The sequence below is a fragment of the Burkholderia sp. 4M9327F10 genome (assembly GCF_005503145.1).
In the GTDB taxonomy this organism is placed as follows: Bacteria; Pseudomonadota; Gammaproteobacteria; order Burkholderiales; family Burkholderiaceae; genus Paraburkholderia.
This window is the reverse complement of sequence record NZ_SCNV01000058.1, coordinates 41993-56884: the sequence shown is the minus strand read 5'-3', so window position 1 is coordinate 56884 and position 14892 is coordinate 41993. Positions and strand designations below refer to the sequence as shown.

Below are 14892 nucleotides of genomic sequence, written 5' to 3'. Positions count from 1 at the left end.
CCCAAAAGGCGAGAATCTACGCACTCCGACACGAAGTTAACAGCAGTACCGTCCCGTCTGTTGTGCGTAAACGTCACCCCGATGCGCAGCAGCCAATTTATGCAACAACGCCGCGCAAGCATCTCTTGACATTAGAACAGGCCCACCGGCTCATCCAGTTCATTCCAGCTATAAATGACGATTTCCTTACGGGCGATGCCCTTCCCGCCCCCGATGGTGTAATGAATGTCCACGGTCTCAATATAAAAGCCTTCAAATGCCCGACGGACGTCCGGATGATCGTTCAGGCTGACAATTGCCTTTCCTTTAAGTGTCTGCAGGCGCCGTGCCATTTTCACGTACTCGTCGAATGCAAACGGCACCCCATACCCTTCAGTTTCCCAGTAGGGCGGATCCAGATAAAAAAGCGTGTGCGGCCGGTCGTATTTGTCGATGCACGCCGCCCAGTCGAGTCGCTCAATGAAGGTGTTAGCCAGGCGTAGGTGTGCCGCTGACAGGTCCTCCTCGATGCGCAAGAGGTTAAGCCCCGGTGGCGTCGTCGTCGCTGTCCCGAACGTCTGCCCTTCCAGCTTTCCGCCAAAGCAGTTTTTCTGAAGGTAGTAGAACCGTGCCGCACGCTGGATATCGGTGAGGGTTTCCGGGACCGTATCCTTAAGCCATTCGAACACTTGCCGGCTTGTCAGCGCCCACTTGAACTGGCGAACAAACTCTTCAAGATGATGCTGCACGACCCGGTACAGGTTCACCAGTTCGCCGTTGATGTCGTTGATCACCTCTACCTTGGCCGGTGGCCGCAGAAAGTACAGCGCTGCGCCACCGGCGAACACCTCAACATAGCAATCGTGAGCAGGAAAACGCGGAATCAGATGATCGGCGAGACGGCGCTTGCCGCCGATCCATGGAATGATGGGATTTGCCATTGTGAAAGCCGTTTTTAAACTTGGTGTAGAATCCGGCCCGCCTACCGGTAGGTAGCAGGGCCTTGGCTGATTCACTGGCACAAGCAGTGGAAAGGCGGCCGGGAGACGTGTTACAGCACGCCACCCGGTCGCCCTGTTTCTTCATTGACGCAGGTACGCCGTCAAAGTTGCTTTTTCGTGGAATCAGGTCCCGCAAGACGAGCGCTATCGGCGCTCACCGTGATATCCGGCGACACGGCGAACTGGGTGATCGCCGCGGCCTGTTTGTCCGCCCGCGACGACGATCCGAAGAAGTACTCCTTCGAGCCCAGCACCATCGCGATCAAAATCCCGAACAGCGTGTCGAGCGCTCGCATCACGCTGTCGTCCATCTTGATCTGCTGCGCCGCGAGCAGGAACTCCATACCGATCACCGCAAACAGCGCGGCCGTATACATATAGGCAAGATTGCGCGCCGTATGATCATGCTCGACCGCCGCAAAGTTGCGGGCGCTCGCCCGATCGTCGGCAGCCACCCGGTCTGCCTGCACCTGTATGCCCGCCATGTTCTCCACATGCGAGAAACCGGCCTGCCGCATCTTCAGTGCGAAGTCGTCGTCCGCCTGCTTCAGCACGAGTAGTTGCTCGGGCGTTGTCTGCTGGTCGGTCAGGGCAGACTTTACCGCGTCGACCGAACCATCGGCGAGACCCAGCTTGGCTGCGATAGCGGAAGCGGCCATCGCCGCAATGCCCGGCACGCCACCCGTCAGGGCCGTGACAAGCCACGGCGCTACCGTTTTCAGGACATCCATCATGCGCTCACCCCCAATGCGCGATTGAGCTGCCAGCCGTATTCGAACGTCTCGTTCTCCGGGCGCTTTTCGGCGCACTCGATGTAATAGACGGACTGTTGCGCTGCCACCATGCCGAGCAGCACCCGATGGCCGTCCGCACCGCGCACAGCGAGGAAGGATTTCAAGGCGGACATCGTCATCGCACCGATACCGCCATCGACGGCAATGTCCGGGAACGCCCGGGCGTTCTGGTTCAGAACGTTCAGCGCACGCTGCAGGAACCGCACGCCTGTCACCTGCCCGGTGTTAACGCCAATGTCAAAAAGCCTGTCGGCCAAAGCCGGCGACACGTCGTCGACGAGATCGAACCTGGGCTGCAGCCAGTATCGGCTCCGGTAGATCCGCACGGCTACCGCGCGCGGCATATCACGCATCGCACCGGTATAGCCGAACGCTCTGGCAACGGCGACGGTAATACCCCACATCGTTTCGCCGCCCGCATCGGCGGCATTGTTCGAATACCCGCCTTCGCGACCGATCAACGCATCAATCTTTTCGTCCAGTGTCATTGCTTCGTTCCTTTCGCCACGTTTTGTTCCAGAACCTCAATACGCTGCTGCTGCAACCGGTTGAGGATGTCGCCTTCGTTGATATGGGTGAACACCCACACGATTGAGCCCACGAGGAAGGTCTGAACGATGCCAAACACGATCCCCAGCACCCACATCGCCCCTCTCGCCGTGTTCCGCATGGCAGCTACGCCGTCGTCAACGCCACTGATCTGTGCCTCCAGCGCGTCACGCTCCTTCTTCGCCTCGCCCACCCGGCCCCACAGAAGCTCGATGTCCTTGCGTGCGTTCTGGTTATGAATTGACATCTCTGCAATCGCACGATCAAGTACTGCGACTGGTTGCACCGAAGTCTTGATGTCCTCAAGGCTCGCCGCGACGCTGCGCAACTGCTCGCCCAGACGTGCAATCTGCACCGCCAGACTGGTGTTCTGCTGTTCACCCATCGTCCCGTCCGTTCCAATAAAAAAACCGCCCGTAGGCGGTTCGCTTCCATGTCCGGTAATCACCTCAGTGCGGCGGTGCCGGAACGACCAGATTGATTGCCTTCGCGGCCTTCTTCCCGTGCCCGACCTTCGCCTTGCCCTTGTTGCCAGCGTTCAGTTCAACCCGCGTTTCCCAGCTACGACCGGCATAGTCGTGCGTCACCGAATCGATCAGGAAATCGCCATCCACCTCTTTCTTGAAACCCTTCAGGCTGACGGTCTTCTCGGCGGAAAAATCCGCTCGCCCCTGCATCAGCATCGAGCTCTTCGCAGTGTGGTGGTTGAGCTTCTGCAACCGTGCATCGGCCGCCGCTTTCGCCGCCTCCCGGCTCGCAAAGGCATGCCGCTCCGTATGCACCGCCGACGCCCCCTTCGGTGCATCGGGATTCGGAATGACCAGATCGATTTTCTTGCCCGTCTTCACGTCGTGCACCCTGGTTCGAACTGCAGCGAAGCTGGCCCGATCGGCAAACGTGATCTCGTAGTCGAGCAGCATGTTCGGTGTGAGCGTGATCGATGGAAGCGGCAAGCCACTCGAACTCTTTCCCGCACCGCGACCTGCGACGATCAGCTTGCCAACCTTCACGGCCGCCGTCGCCCCATGTTGCCGCGACAGGCGCGTCACGAAATGCAGGTCGCTCTCGCCGAACTGATCCGCTCGCGGCACCGTGACGTCGATCGCGCACACCGGCGCCCACCCGTTGCGCCGCGCGACATCCCCAACGATGTCGGCCAGCTTCGCGTTCTCCCAGCTACCGTACCGATGCGTCTTCGACGTCGCACGCATGTTCGAGGGGCGGCCGCGGATGATCACCGATGCCGGTGGCCCCCTGAGCGCAATCTCGTCGATCGTGTATTCGCCGAGAAAGGCGAGGCCCTGCCCCTGCCACCCAAGCGAGATTTTCAGCGTCGCGCCCTTGGGCGGAAATTCGATCTTGCCATCCCGGTCGTCGAGCTCGATCTCACACTCATCGGCATCGAGCCCTGGCTTGTCGACCATATGGATGCGCAGCACACGATCCTCAATCACCTTCGTAATGTCGTCGCCATTGGCGACGATCTGGAAAATAGCCTGCATACCTGCCCTCCCGATTTACGCCGCGCTAGGTCCACAGTTGGACCGGTTCACTACGCGGCACGTCGACATCCGGCAGCGTGATCGTGATGCCCGCCATGAACGGCTGTTCCCGCGCAGCAAGGCCCGGGTTGGCTTCGTACACGGCTTCAACCATCCCGGTCACCGAGCCGTACACCGCATAGCAGATCTCGTCGAGTACGTCGCCGTCAGACGTTCTTATAATCTTCGCCATAGCGACCAAACTCCAGGCTAAACGTCTGTTTGCGCGGGACGCCGTCCGACATCAGCGCCTCCTGCTCCTCCTCGACCGCCTGCAGATACCAGCGACCGAGCACTTCGCCGTAGCCGGTTGTCAATTGCACTGGCAGCATGCGATCGCCGATCGCACGCAAGGCATCGAGTTGCTTAGCTCCAGCGCCAGAGGCTGCAAACACAACGCCCGACAGCGTGATGGTTTCGCCGCCCTGACTGACCGCCTGCAGCGCCTCCTGGCGGTTTAGACGTTCCTGCGAGGCGACCTTATATTTCGTGATCCGACGCAACTTGTCGAAAGCCGCGGTCGACAGATTGAAGTGGAATGTATCGCCCTTGTCCGAGCTCAGCGTCATCAGGTGAGGGGTTGCAGTCGCGGCACCGTCAAGCAGGCCGGAGAACAGCGTCCCCGCACCGGTTGAAGTCGCGAGCGAACCCGGTGCCGGCGTCTCCCTGATCCCTGCCCACGCGTTGAACTTCGTGCGCACGTCGCCGAGCGCGCCGGTCACCGATTCGGCAGCCGACCTGATCACCGGATTGCCCGATGCCGTCGCCATCTTCAGCACGCTACCGACCGATGACTGCACGGCGTTGAAGCTGCGCACGACGGTGCCCACCTTCGGGTTCACGTCACTCGCCACCGACAACGCGCTGCTCGCGCCGGACAGGAGCTCGGCAGCGCTATCGAGGTTTCCCGTCGCCAGCTTCTGCAACACGGCGACGGTATTCGCGCTGGCCGGCCGGTTGCGCTCATAGACACGGTTCATGCTTCGCACGCGCTCCGTCGCGATGCTCGCCTGCGTCGCCGCCTGCGTGATCTGTCTTTCAAAGTCCATAACGTTTCCTTTGGTATCTGCTATAGATGAGGCGAATCAAACATCGCCGAGCGATTGCTCTTCGCGAGCTGATCCTTCATCATGCGTTGCAGTTGTGGCGAAACCTTTGCGAGGAAGCGGTCGGCCGCGTCACTACTGGGTTCCCCCTGCATCACCACTTGAAAGACTGGCGCAAAGGTGTTTTGCTGATCGACCTTCATGGCGGGTTTGACGGCCCCGGATGGCTTCTCCAGCGCCCTGGCTTTCGCAACGGCATCGACAGCAGGCTGTGCATCGCCACGGGAGAACGCCCATTTTGCGGCGGCCCCCAGTGCCTTTTCGCCAGCATACGTGCCGATCGCCCCACCCACGATGCCGCCGATCGCCATACCAATCGGGCCACCCACCGCACCAACCAGTGCACCGGCTTTCGCACCAAGCACACCACCCGCGAGACTGCCGGCTATACCGCCAAAACCCCGAGCTTTCTCGGCCCGGTTATCGTCGCTCGTTGCGACCGCATAGGCGTTTGTCGCCGCCAAACCAACCTTGAGCACCGAGCCGGCCACCGCAATCTTGCCCGCGTACGGCATGACGCGACCGACCAGACCACGGGCAGCGCCCAGCACGCGCGAGAAGCGACCGCCCTTGCCTGCTGCGCGACCGGCACCGCCAGCAACGTCGCCGAGTTCGCCCGCGATCGCACCGGCCGCCCCACCCAAACCGCCGCCTGCGCCACCGACACCCGGCAGGTTGACGACGAAGACGCGTTGCACGCCGCCGACAGCAGCCCCACCCAGCGCGTCCATCACCCGGCCCATCGGACCGCCCTTGCCACCGCCCGCGCCACCGATCCCGGCGCCGGCACGACCGCGACCGACGAGGATCGAGCCCCGCGCGATGTCGAGCGCTCCGCGCCCGATCTGGAAAAGCGACTTTGCGCCGCGATACGCAATGAAGCCAGCCGCTACACCGGCAACGGCCATCGTCGCCTTCGGAGCCGCATCGGTAATCTTCGCGAGCCCCTCGCCGGTTGCCTTGGTTGCATGGCCCACGGCATCGGTAACGGGTCGCAGCGCGTCGCCGATACTGCGCATCGCATCATTCCACTGCTGCCCGACCTCGCTCCAGATCTGCTTCGAGGCATCGCGCCGGTCGGCGAGATCCTTCACGATCTCACCATTGGCCTGCGCCGATTCCTTCTTCAGGCGCTGATATAAATCGGCATTCTGCAGATAGGCGGTCAGCGCCGCCTTGACCTGCATGTCGTTGAAGAGGTCACCGGTTTTCATGGTGTCTTCAAACGCGGCGATCTGAGCCTCGCGCTTCTCCGGATCCGACTCCCCGTTTATGCTCTTCGCTGCATCGGCAAGCTGTTTCGCTTTCGCGGGATCGGTGCGCTCGATGTACGCACGCGCCAGAACGAAGGAAGCCTCAAGCGTCGACCAGCCCTTGCCGATCGCTTCGCGCATTTTGGCTTCGTAGTCGACGCCGGCCTTTTTATAGTTGCTCGCGGTTTCATTGGATCCGATCTTTGAAAACCAGTTTTTGAGGTTGTTCGCCGCTTCGTCTGCATTGCCGGCCGTCTTCATCTGAACCTGCAGCATCGCGCCGAGCTGGGTCACCGAATCCTGCCCGGTGATACCGATCTTCTGCATTTCGGCAAGCAGCACGGGAAACCAGCGAGCCATATCGGCCGACTCGAACGAGCCCTCCTTGCCGAGGAACGCGATGGCTTCGAATGCACGGCTCATGTGCGCCGGGTCCGCAATCCGCGCGTTCTGCTGCAGCGCCTGGATCATGCGAGCGGTTTCAACGGTGGTCGCACCCTGGCCGATTGAAAACTTCGCGGCCAGCGGTGCGAAGTCGAGCGCACGGTCCACATCCATGCCGGCGGCAACCATCTGGTTCACCGCGTCGGCAAGCTCATTACGGCCAATACCGTTCGCCGAGGCATCACGACGGATCCGACGCCCCATCGTCGCTTCCTGCTCAGTGCGGGCGATGCCCGCCTTGATTGCAATGTCGCGGATGATCGCCTGATAGTCCGCCGAGATCGCAGTCGGTACGGCGACCGCAGCAGAAAACTTCACAGCGTCGCCGATCGTGCCTCGAACCCCTTCGCGGCCTGCCGCAATGCGTTCGTGACCAGCGGCCTTCAGGTCAAGTCCGCGCGCGGTGCGCCCGAGTCGCTGATACGATCTGTCAAGCCGGTCGACTTCAACGCCGGCCTCGCGAAGGGACCGCAGGTTTGAGTCGATCTTGCGACGGATACCGTCGGCCGCCGAATCGCCCGCCTGATGCAGGCGGCGAAATTCATCCTGCAGTTTGATCGTGTCGCCGATCGTGCGCTGCCAGAGCCTTGTGTCGCTCGCCGTCTTCTTCAGGCCGACAATGCGCGAGCTCGTCTCGGTGATTGCCTTGCCGAATGTCGACGACACGACACCGCCGATGACAATTCCCAGTGCGATGTCATTTGCCATCTCACACCTCATTCGATGCAACCGGCAGCGCCGGTTGCGGATTCAGTCCCGCTACGCCCGTTAGTCGGTCAGCCACCAGATCACGTCGTCGAGCGTCAACTCGTCGACATCACGCGGCGACATCCGCAGTTCGTTCACCAGGCGCTTCGCCAGCTTTTTCAGCGTCGCCGGACTGATCCTTGCGAGGGGCTCGAAAGCGAAAGTAGGCATCCTGCAGGCGGTTGTAATCACCAAGATCCATGCCCTCCAGGTCGTTCGGCGCGACCTCCGCCAGCGCTGCAAAGAGCGCGAGCTCCTGACCCGCAGGATCATCCGGATAGAGCTTCTGTGCAGCGCGCTGGTCGCGCACCCTGGGTCGACGTAGCGTGATGCTGTCGCGCGTCACGCCGTCGAATGTCGCTGGGTAGTCCAGCCTGACCGTTACCGTATCCATCAGCACCTCAAAAAAGGAAACGGCGGATAACGCGTGCCCGCCGTGATATGAAACCCTGTCAGGGAAAAGTTACTTTGCAGCGCGATGTGTCACCGACACGCCGCCCACATACATCACATGCCTATTGCCTTGCGAATCTCCGTGAGCTGGTCGACTCCGTTGATGATGCGCACCATGCCGAGCGGATCGATCTCATGCACCGCCGCGCCGTCGATCTCCAGCTTGTAGTACGTCAGCGACACGGTGAATTTGGATTCCGCCTTCTCACCGGGCTTCCAGTCACCCGGATCGATCTCGGACAGCATGCCGCGCAACGTTGCGGCCACCGCCTTCGTCTTGCCCTGCAAGTCCTTGAATGCGCCGCGAAAGACACCGTTGAACGCCGTCGTATCCGCAAGCCCGAAGAAAACCAGAACTTCGCGCGTCATTGACGCCATCGCAAAGGAGGCCTCCATGGCTTCCATACCGAGGTCCATCTTCACGGGCGCATCCATGCCGCCGCCGCGATGCTCGTCGGTCTTGATCTTGAGCTTGGGCAGCGTCACTGAGGTCGACAGGCCGGCGAAGCCCTTGCCGTCGACGTACAGGTTGTAATTTGATAGTGTTTCCGGAATCACGCATTACCTCTCATGAGTGGGTATCGAGCACTTCGGTGAGCCACTGGTTTGTGATCTCGAAGCGGAAGATGGGGTTTTCAGCGGGCGGCACATCGGTGAAGCGGATGTTCCAGTAGACCTTGCCTTGCTCGAGCTGCGAAGCCGTGTTGAGCTCCGGGTCGGCGTAGACCTCGAAGTTGATCAACGCGCCCTGCTTCTTGAGGTCGCGCATGAACGCCTGCAAGCCCTTCGTGACGTCGTCTACGTAGGTAGCGGTAATGCCGCGGTCGACCGCCCACTTATGCCCCGCGAGCACGGCATCCATGACGATATCGAGCGTGCGCACACGCGTAACGAATGCCCATTTCGGATCGCTCGACAATGTGCGATTTCCCCACAGACGATAGCCGCCGTCGCGGATAATCGTGGCGATATTCGCGTTATTGAGCAGGTTCGCGCGACACGTCTCGTCGCCGTCGAGAAACTCGATCGGTCGCTTCGTCCCGGTGATGTCCGTGAGTTCCTTGTTCGATGGCGACGCCCAGAAGCCTATGTTCCCGTCCGTCTGGCAGAAGAGGCCCGCCGCATACGACGAGGCGGGTGCAGCGACGTCAGCGTTCGCGGTCGTGTCCCAGTACGTCGCGCCAGGATCGACCATATACAGCCGCTTGCTGCCGAAGTTCGCCGCATAGGCAATCGCCGCCTCGTCGTCGGTGTTCGGCCCGTCAATGATGCCGATCGCGCGCAGCTTGCCTGCCAGCGAATCCATTGCTGTCGCGACTGCCTGAGTCGCAGAGAAGCCCGGTGCGAGTAGCAGGCGCGGCTGCACGTTGTACTTCGACTTTGCGTCGAGCAGCGACTGCAGGCCGGTGCGGGCGCCGCCGGCACTCACGCCACCGATGATCGCAGAGGTAAGCGCGGCAGCCTCGCCGCCGGCAGCGACACCCGTCGCAACAATCACGGCCTTGCTCTGCGCGTAGATCGCACGCGCGGCCTGCGCAATCGCGCTGCCCTCGCCGAACGCTGCAACGGCTTCGCGATAGCTCGTAAGCTGTGTCGGCACGTTCGGTGCGGCCCGGTCCGCGCCCGGTGTATACGTGTTGACCATGCCGACGATCGACGAGCTCGGCACGGCAATGGTACGTGGTCCGGAGTCGACCAGCGAGACCGTGACGCCATGAAAAAACGATGTTGCACCCATGTAAGTCTCCTGGGAAACGGCAAAAGAAAAGCCGCCCCTGGACAACGAGGGCGGCTGAAAACATGTTTGGCGGGTGACGCGACAGCGAGTGGTCAGCTGGTCGACGAGGTACTGTCCTGCGAGGTCACGAAGTCAGGCCGCAAGGGCAGGTCAACGTTTGGCCAGCCATCGGTGACCGGCAGATCGCGCAAGGTCTTGCGGTACGCGAGCAGCCCGGCGAGCTGGTCAGCGGTCAGCGTCGTGCCGCGGCCGGCGAACGTCTCGTCCTGATGACGGGCAATCAGCCAGTCCGTTGCAGACAGCGCCGCGTCGCGCTCTGCCCGCTTCGCGTCGGCGAGCTGGTCGGGCGAGAGGGGTGCCGGGTCGAGCAGGACGGGCAGGCCATTTTCGTCGACCGCCATGCGCTTACCTTCTCCCTGGCCAGTCAGCAGACCGCGATATTGCGCGTCATTGAGTTTGATTACCTGCGCACCTTTCGGCGCGGGGCTGATAGCGTCATCGTAGAAGGCAACGATAGTGCGCTGTTCATCATATGCGGCGTATTTCTGACCCATGATCTAGAACCCTGTAGCAATGTAGGAACACGCGATAGGCGTGCGGCCACCCGTTACCCATCCGCCGGCGTTGAAACCGGTCCGCGATGAATACGATGTCCCGACGCCGCCCAGCGCGGACTGTGAGTTGTTGCCAATAACAAGCGCCGTTGCGCCGCTTGGAAATGCAATTGGGTAGGTCACGCCAACATCGCCTGTCTGCGATGTTGTGTAGGAATCTGCGAGAACCAGTAGACGGTCAGCGGCGCAAGTGCGACGGTCACCGCGAACTGGACCTGCGCTGCACTGCGCATACGCTCGAGTAAAGCCAGGCTGCGCGCGCGCAACGCTGCAAACATGCGCTCGACCAGGCGCTTAACCGGCGAGCCGGCCGGCGGCGTATCAGGCTCTGGATCCGGATCGGCCTCATCACGCACGCGCGGCCGGCCCGACACCGCAAACAGGATCGCCGCCACCGCGCAAAACGACAGCCAGAACCCTGCCGAAACCGGCGTCCAGGGGTCGAGCAGCAACACGAGGCCGAGCGCCCAGGCCAGCACCCACGACGGCCCCGCGCTGCGTCCGCTGACAAACGCAAGCGCCACCACGCCGGCCATCCACAACGCCCGCTGCGCCGGCACGTTGAATCCGGCGAGCGCTGCGTGCAGCGCGGCAAACAACACGCCTGCAGTGACGGCGACCTGCTGCGCGGGAATCCGCAGCGGCCAATGGCGACCGACGAAACACGAGCGTCGCCACAGCGCACCGGCCAGCCATCCCGCAAGGCCAGCGACGAAGCCGATGTGCAGCCCCGAAATAGCCACCAGGTGGCTCGTGCCGGTTGCGCGCATCAGCATCCAGTCAGCGGCGCTGACCTCGTCCTGCGCGCCGACCGCAAGCGCCACGACGATGCCGCGATGTGGCGCGCCGGCCAGCACGGCATCGATACGCGCACGCAGCGCAGCGCGCCAGCGGTCCACGCTGACTGCCAAACCGCTCGCATAGCCTTCGAGACGCCGTGCTGTGGCAGGGGTGCTGACATAACCGGTCGCCCGGACATTGCGCGCCAGCAAGCCGGCCTCCGCGTCGCGTACGCCGTAATTGGCGTTGCTGTGCGGACGCTTGAGCCGCACCGTCAGGCGCCACCGCGCACCTGGTTCCAGCAACGGCGGCAGCGGTCCCTTCTGATCGATCCAGGACAACTGGATCGTGCGGGGAAAACGGGCGATCGGCGCATCGACAGAGTCCACATCGAACAGGAAACGTGCGCCCTTGTCGTCGTGTGTCGGCAGGCCTCGGATGGCGCCCTCCACTTCGAGGTCGCGTCCCTCCCACGCGGTGGGCAAGCTCACGGCCAGCCGAAGTTCAGCCCGCCATGCCGCGTATCCGAAGCCCGCACAGGCAGCAGCCAGCCATAGCGCGCACCAGCCGCTGGCAATACGTGCGTCGAGCTGCAACGCAAACCGGGAGTCAGGCGTGTGGCGGCCTCGCCGCGCGCGCAAATACCGGAAGTACCGGAAGCACCGGAAGCGCCGGAAGCCCCCTAATTCCCCTAAGCTCCATAAGCCCCGGAAACTCCGCAAACCCTCGAAGCTCCAGATAGCCCAACCAGACGCGGCAATCAACGCGAAACACAACCCCAGCCACTCGCGCCGCAAAGGCAACGCCGCTTGCTGCTGCAAGACGATTACCCCTAACGCAAAACCACACCACACCGCCCGCATGCCCCCTCCGCCTGTCAAGCGCCAGGCATCGCAATTGGACACAGTCAGAAAGGCATTTCAGACGGCTTGCCGCACGTGTGCTCCGCCCGGCGCGAACCACTGAGGAAGATTATGCAGACGAAAGTGCGAGCCGCGGCAACGCGGCGTGAGCGTTAGCCGTTGTGCCTATGGAAAGCTCGTCTACGCCGATGCCGCGCAGTTGCGCGAGCCCGGCGCCGATGGCGGGAATCTGGTCTGGCGTGTTGCGTTGGCGGTAAAGCCAGGACGGGGGGATATCCGGCGCATCGGTCTCGACGACAAGCGCATCGAGTGGCAATTGCGCCGCGAGACGGCGGATCTGCAAGGCGCGCTCGAACGTCAGGTTGCCGCCGAAACCGAGATGCATGCCCTGATCGAGAAACGCCTGGGCCTGCTGAAAACTGCCGTTGAAGGCATGGGCAATGCCGCGATGCACGCCATGCTTGCGCAGGCCCTTGAGCACCTGATCCTGCGATTTGCGCACATGGCAAATCACCGGCAGATCGAATTCACGCGCGAGCTTCAACTGCTCGTTGTAGAAGAACTGCTGGCGCGCGTCGTCGAGGCCAGCCACGAAATAGTCGAGGCCGATTTCACCGAGACCAATAAAGAGCGGATCGTCGAGACTCGCTTCGATCTCCATGCGCAGCACCTCGAGATCGGCGTCCTGTGCACCGGGTGTGAAAAGCGGATGAATTCCGAGTGCGTACGCCCCGCCCTGCACGCGATGCGCGAGCTCACGCACCGTGGCGAAGTTCTCGCGCGCCACACCTGGAATCACGATACGCCCCACCCCAACTGCGCTCGCGGCCGCCGCGACGGACTCCCGATCCACGTCGAATTCCGACGCGTCGAGATGGCAGTGCGTATCGATCCACATGCTGGCGCCCCGGCGGTGAACGACGCTTAGACCGGAACCGTCGGCTCTTCGTACAGCACGCCGTCGCGCAGCCGCATGGTACGGTCGCAGCGCGCTGCCAGATCCGGGTCGTGCGTGACGATGACGAAGCTGGTGTCGAAGGTCTGCGACAGTTCGAGCATCAGGTTGAACACCGTGTCGGCCGTACCGCCGTCCAGATTGCCGGTGGGCTCGTCCGCCAGCACGCAGGCCGGGTTCGTAACGAGCGCCCGCGCAATCGCGACGCGCTGGCGCTCACCACCCGACAGCTCACCCGGACGGTGCTTCGCGCGATGCGCAAGACCGACTCGCTCCAGCGTCTGCAGCGCAGTGCGGCGCGCTTCGTCGGTCGGGATGCGACGGATGCGCAGCGGCATCGCGACGTTATCGAGCGCGGTAAATTCCGCCAGCAGATGGTGAAACTGATAGACGAAGCCGAGTGCGCGGTTGCGCAGGTCGTTGCGCTCGCGCTCCGAGAGTTTCGTGAACGGCTTGCCGAGCACCGACACTTCGCCCGCGCTCGGATCGTCGAGGCCGCCCAGCACGTGCAGAAGCGTGCTCTTGCCCGAGCCCGATGCGCCGACGATCGCCAGCTTCTCGCCGCGGCGCACCGACAGTTGTGTGTTGTTCAGCACCTGCACGTTCAGGCCGCCCTGCACGAACGACTTCGAGATACCGGTCGCTTCGAGGACGTACGGATGCAGGGCGCTGTCTGGGGTCATGGATTGGGCAACTGAACGATCATTCATAGCGCAGCGCCTCCGCAGGACGGACCTTCGCACCACGCCAGCTCGGATAGAGCGTCGCCAGCGACGCCAGCACGAACGCGATCACACCGATCTTGACCACGTCGCCGGGCACCAGTTCGGACGGCAGCTCGCTGATGAAATACACCGACGGCGGCAGGAACTGCACACCGAGCAGATGCTCGATCATCGGCACGAGCCATGGAATGCTCCAGGCAATCAGGCAGCCGAGCGCCACACCCGTCGCCGTGCCGATAAAGCCAATAGTCACGCCCTGCACGACGAAGATTTTCATGATCGAGCCGGGCTGTGCGCCGAGCGTGCGCAGAATTGCGATATCCGCCTGCTTGTTGGTCACCGTCATCACCAGTGACGACACCAGGTTAAACGCCGCTACGGCGATGATCAGCGTCAGGATGATGAACATCATGCGCTTTTCGATCTGCACGGCCGAGAACCATGTCTTGTTCTGCTGGGTCCAGTCGCGGATATACAGATCGCCCGAGAGCGTGCGCGCCAGCTGGTGCGCCACCTCCGGCGCACGCTGCATGTCCTTGAGCCGCAACCGCACGCCGGTGGGCGCCGGCACCCGGAACAGCACTTCCGCATCCTGAATGTTGATGAGCGCGAGCGTGCTGTCGTATTCGTAATGCCCCGACTCGAACACGCCAACCACGGTGAACTGCTTGAGGCGCGGCAGCATCCCGGCAGGCGTGATCGTGCCTTCGGGCGCCACCAGCGTGATCTTGTCGCCGCGCATTACGCCGAGATTCGCAGCCAGATCCGCACCGAGGACGATGCCGAAATCGCCCGGCTTCAGATCGGACAACTGGCCGCCGCCCTTCATTTCCTTATAGATATCGGACACCTGCGGCTCGAGTGCCGGGTCGACACCGCGCAGCGCCACGCCGCTCACGGCGTCCTGGCGGGTCAGCAACGCCTGGGCGTCGACATAAGGCGCCGCGCCGATCACTTCCTTGTTCTGCCGCGCTTCCTTGGCCGTCAACTGCCAGTCGGGCATCGAACCGGTCGGCGAAAAAATCTCAACGTGCGCCAGCACCGACAGCATGCGGTCGCGCACCTCTTTCTGGAAACCGTTCATCACCGACAGCACGACGATCAGCGCCGCGACGCCGAGCGCGATGCCCGACATCGAAACGAGCGCGATGAACGAAATAAAGCCGTTACCGGTCGTGCGTTTGCCGGCGCGGGTGTAGCGCCAGCCAATCTGCCATTCGTAGGGAAATTTCAAGCGAATCCTTTTCTGCGTTCTTCAACCTCGTGCGGCGGCCTCGTCATGCGACCGTTTGCGCAGCGCATGGCGGCGGCAATCCCGCGCCCCATAAGCTCCGAGGGTCGTGACCGTTG

The 14892-nt window shown here is 62.5% G+C and carries 15 protein-coding genes and 1 pseudogene; all 16 read right to left on the bottom strand.

What is annotated here, in order from left to right; translation table 11 throughout:
* Nucleotides 1-131: 131 nt before the first annotated feature.
* Complete coding sequence (locus FFS45_RS33775) at nt 132-920, bottom strand: DNA adenine methylase (RefSeq protein ID WP_137958978.1); 789 nt, start codon at nt 918-920, stop codon at nt 132-134.
* 161 nt (nt 921-1081) lie between these two features.
* Complete coding sequence (locus tag FFS45_RS33770) at nt 1082-1714, bottom strand: hypothetical protein (RefSeq protein ID WP_137958977.1); 633 nt, start codon at nt 1712-1714, stop codon at nt 1082-1084.
* On the bottom strand, nt 1711-2262 hold the full coding sequence (locus tag FFS45_RS33765; RefSeq protein ID WP_137958976.1) for a glycosyl hydrolase 108 family protein: 552 nt from the start codon (nt 2260-2262) through the stop codon (nt 1711-1713). Before FFS45_RS33765 ends, FFS45_RS33770 begins: the two co-directional genes overlap by 4 nt.
* A complete protein-coding gene (locus FFS45_RS33760; protein ID WP_137958975.1) occupies nt 2259-2708 on the bottom strand; it encodes a hypothetical protein in 450 nt (149 codons plus the stop codon). The genes FFS45_RS33765 and FFS45_RS33760 overlap by 4 nt, the downstream gene beginning before the upstream one ends.
* Nucleotides 2709-2772: 64 nt before the next feature.
* Nucleotides 2773-3825, bottom strand: a complete 1053-nt coding sequence (locus tag FFS45_RS33755) for a contractile injection system protein, VgrG/Pvc8 family (protein WP_137958974.1) — start codon at nt 3823-3825, stop codon at nt 2773-2775.
* 25 nt (nt 3826-3850) lie between these two features.
* Nucleotides 3851-4057, bottom strand: coding sequence for a tail protein X (locus FFS45_RS33750; protein WP_137958973.1), 207 nt, complete (start codon nt 4055-4057; stop codon nt 3851-3853).
* On the bottom strand, nt 4032-4913 hold the full coding sequence (locus FFS45_RS33745) for a phage tail protein (RefSeq protein WP_137958972.1): 882 nt from the start codon (nt 4911-4913) through the stop codon (nt 4032-4034). Before FFS45_RS33745 ends, FFS45_RS33750 begins: the two co-directional genes overlap by 26 nt.
* A 20-nt stretch (nt 4914-4933) precedes the next feature.
* Entirely contained in the window at nt 4934-7375 is a 2442-nt protein-coding gene (locus FFS45_RS33740) for a phage tail tape measure protein (protein ID WP_137958971.1), read from the bottom strand.
* 109 nt (nt 7376-7484) lie between these two features.
* Complete coding sequence (locus tag FFS45_RS33735) at nt 7485-7808, bottom strand: phage tail assembly protein (RefSeq protein WP_137958970.1); 324 nt, start codon at nt 7806-7808, stop codon at nt 7485-7487.
* A gap of 113 nt (nt 7809-7921) precedes the next feature.
* Entirely contained in the window at nt 7922-8425 is a 504-nt protein-coding gene (locus FFS45_RS33730) for a phage major tail tube protein (protein WP_137958969.1), read from the bottom strand.
* Between the two features lie 10 nt (nt 8426-8435).
* The gene (locus FFS45_RS33725) at nt 8436-9605 is read right to left on the bottom strand and encodes a phage tail sheath family protein (RefSeq protein WP_137958968.1); all 1170 of its coding nucleotides are present in this window, start codon (nt 9603-9605) and stop codon (nt 8436-8438) included.
* Between the two features lie 92 nt (nt 9606-9697).
* Nucleotides 9698-10159, bottom strand: a complete 462-nt coding sequence (locus FFS45_RS33720; protein WP_137958967.1) for a phage tail assembly chaperone — start codon at nt 10157-10159, stop codon at nt 9698-9700.
* 212 nt (nt 10160-10371) lie between these two features.
* Nucleotides 10372-11862 (bottom strand): annotated as a pseudogene (locus FFS45_RS33715) (ComEC/Rec2 family competence protein); the annotation flags it as partial.
* A gap of 109 nt (nt 11863-11971) precedes the next feature.
* On the bottom strand, nt 11972-12760 hold the full coding sequence (locus tag FFS45_RS33710; RefSeq protein WP_137958965.1) for a TatD family hydrolase: 789 nt from the start codon (nt 12758-12760) through the stop codon (nt 11972-11974).
* A gap of 26 nt (nt 12761-12786) precedes the next feature.
* Entirely contained in the window at nt 12787-13527 is a 741-nt protein-coding gene (gene lolD, locus FFS45_RS33705; RefSeq protein ID WP_137958964.1) for a lipoprotein-releasing ABC transporter ATP-binding protein LolD, read from the bottom strand.
* Nucleotides 13520-14776, bottom strand: coding sequence for a lipoprotein-releasing ABC transporter permease subunit (locus FFS45_RS33700; protein WP_137958963.1), 1257 nt, complete (start codon nt 14774-14776; stop codon nt 13520-13522). The genes lolD and FFS45_RS33700 overlap by 8 nt, the downstream gene beginning before the upstream one ends.
* Nucleotides 14777-14892 lie beyond the last annotated feature (116 nt).

Excerpts from the sequence above, each read along its gene's own strand:
- FFS45_RS33775 (WP_137958978.1), bottom strand. The coding sequence starts at position 920 with ATGGCAAATCCCATCATTCCATGGATCGGCGGCAAGCGCCGTCTCGCC.
- FFS45_RS33770 (WP_137958977.1), bottom strand. The coding sequence starts at position 1,714 with ATGATGGATGTCCTGAAAACGGTAGCGCCGTGGCTTGTCACGGCCCTG.
- FFS45_RS33765 (WP_137958976.1), bottom strand. The coding sequence starts at position 2,262 with ATGACACTGGACGAAAAGATTGATGCGTTGATCGGTCGCGAAGGCGGG.
- FFS45_RS33760 (WP_137958975.1), bottom strand. The coding sequence starts at position 2,708 with ATGGGTGAACAGCAGAACACCAGTCTGGCGGTGCAGATTGCACGTCTG.
- FFS45_RS33755 (WP_137958974.1), bottom strand. The coding sequence starts at position 3,825 with ATGCAGGCTATTTTCCAGATCGTCGCCAATGGCGACGACATTACGAAG.
- FFS45_RS33750 (WP_137958973.1), bottom strand. The coding sequence starts at position 4,057 with ATGGCGAAGATTATAAGAACGTCTGACGGCGACGTACTCGACGAGATC.
- FFS45_RS33745 (WP_137958972.1), bottom strand. The coding sequence starts at position 4,913 with ATGGACTTTGAAAGACAGATCACGCAGGCGGCGACGCAGGCGAGCATC.
- FFS45_RS33740 (WP_137958971.1), bottom strand. The coding sequence starts at position 7,375 with ATGGCAAATGACATCGCACTGGGAATTGTCATCGGCGGTGTCGTGTCG.
- FFS45_RS33735 (WP_137958970.1), bottom strand. The coding sequence starts at position 7,808 with ATGGATACGGTAACGGTCAGGCTGGACTACCCAGCGACATTCGACGGC.
- FFS45_RS33725 (WP_137958968.1), bottom strand. The coding sequence starts at position 9,605 with ATGGGTGCAACATCGTTTTTTCATGGCGTCACGGTCTCGCTGGTCGAC.
- FFS45_RS33720 (WP_137958967.1), bottom strand. The coding sequence starts at position 10,159 with ATGGGTCAGAAATACGCCGCATATGATGAACAGCGCACTATCGTTGCC.
- FFS45_RS33710 (WP_137958965.1), bottom strand. The coding sequence starts at position 12,760 with ATGTGGATCGATACGCACTGCCATCTCGACGCGTCGGAATTCGACGTG.
- lolD (WP_137958964.1), bottom strand. The coding sequence starts at position 13,527 with ATGAATGATCGTTCAGTTGCCCAATCCATGACCCCAGACAGCGCCCTG.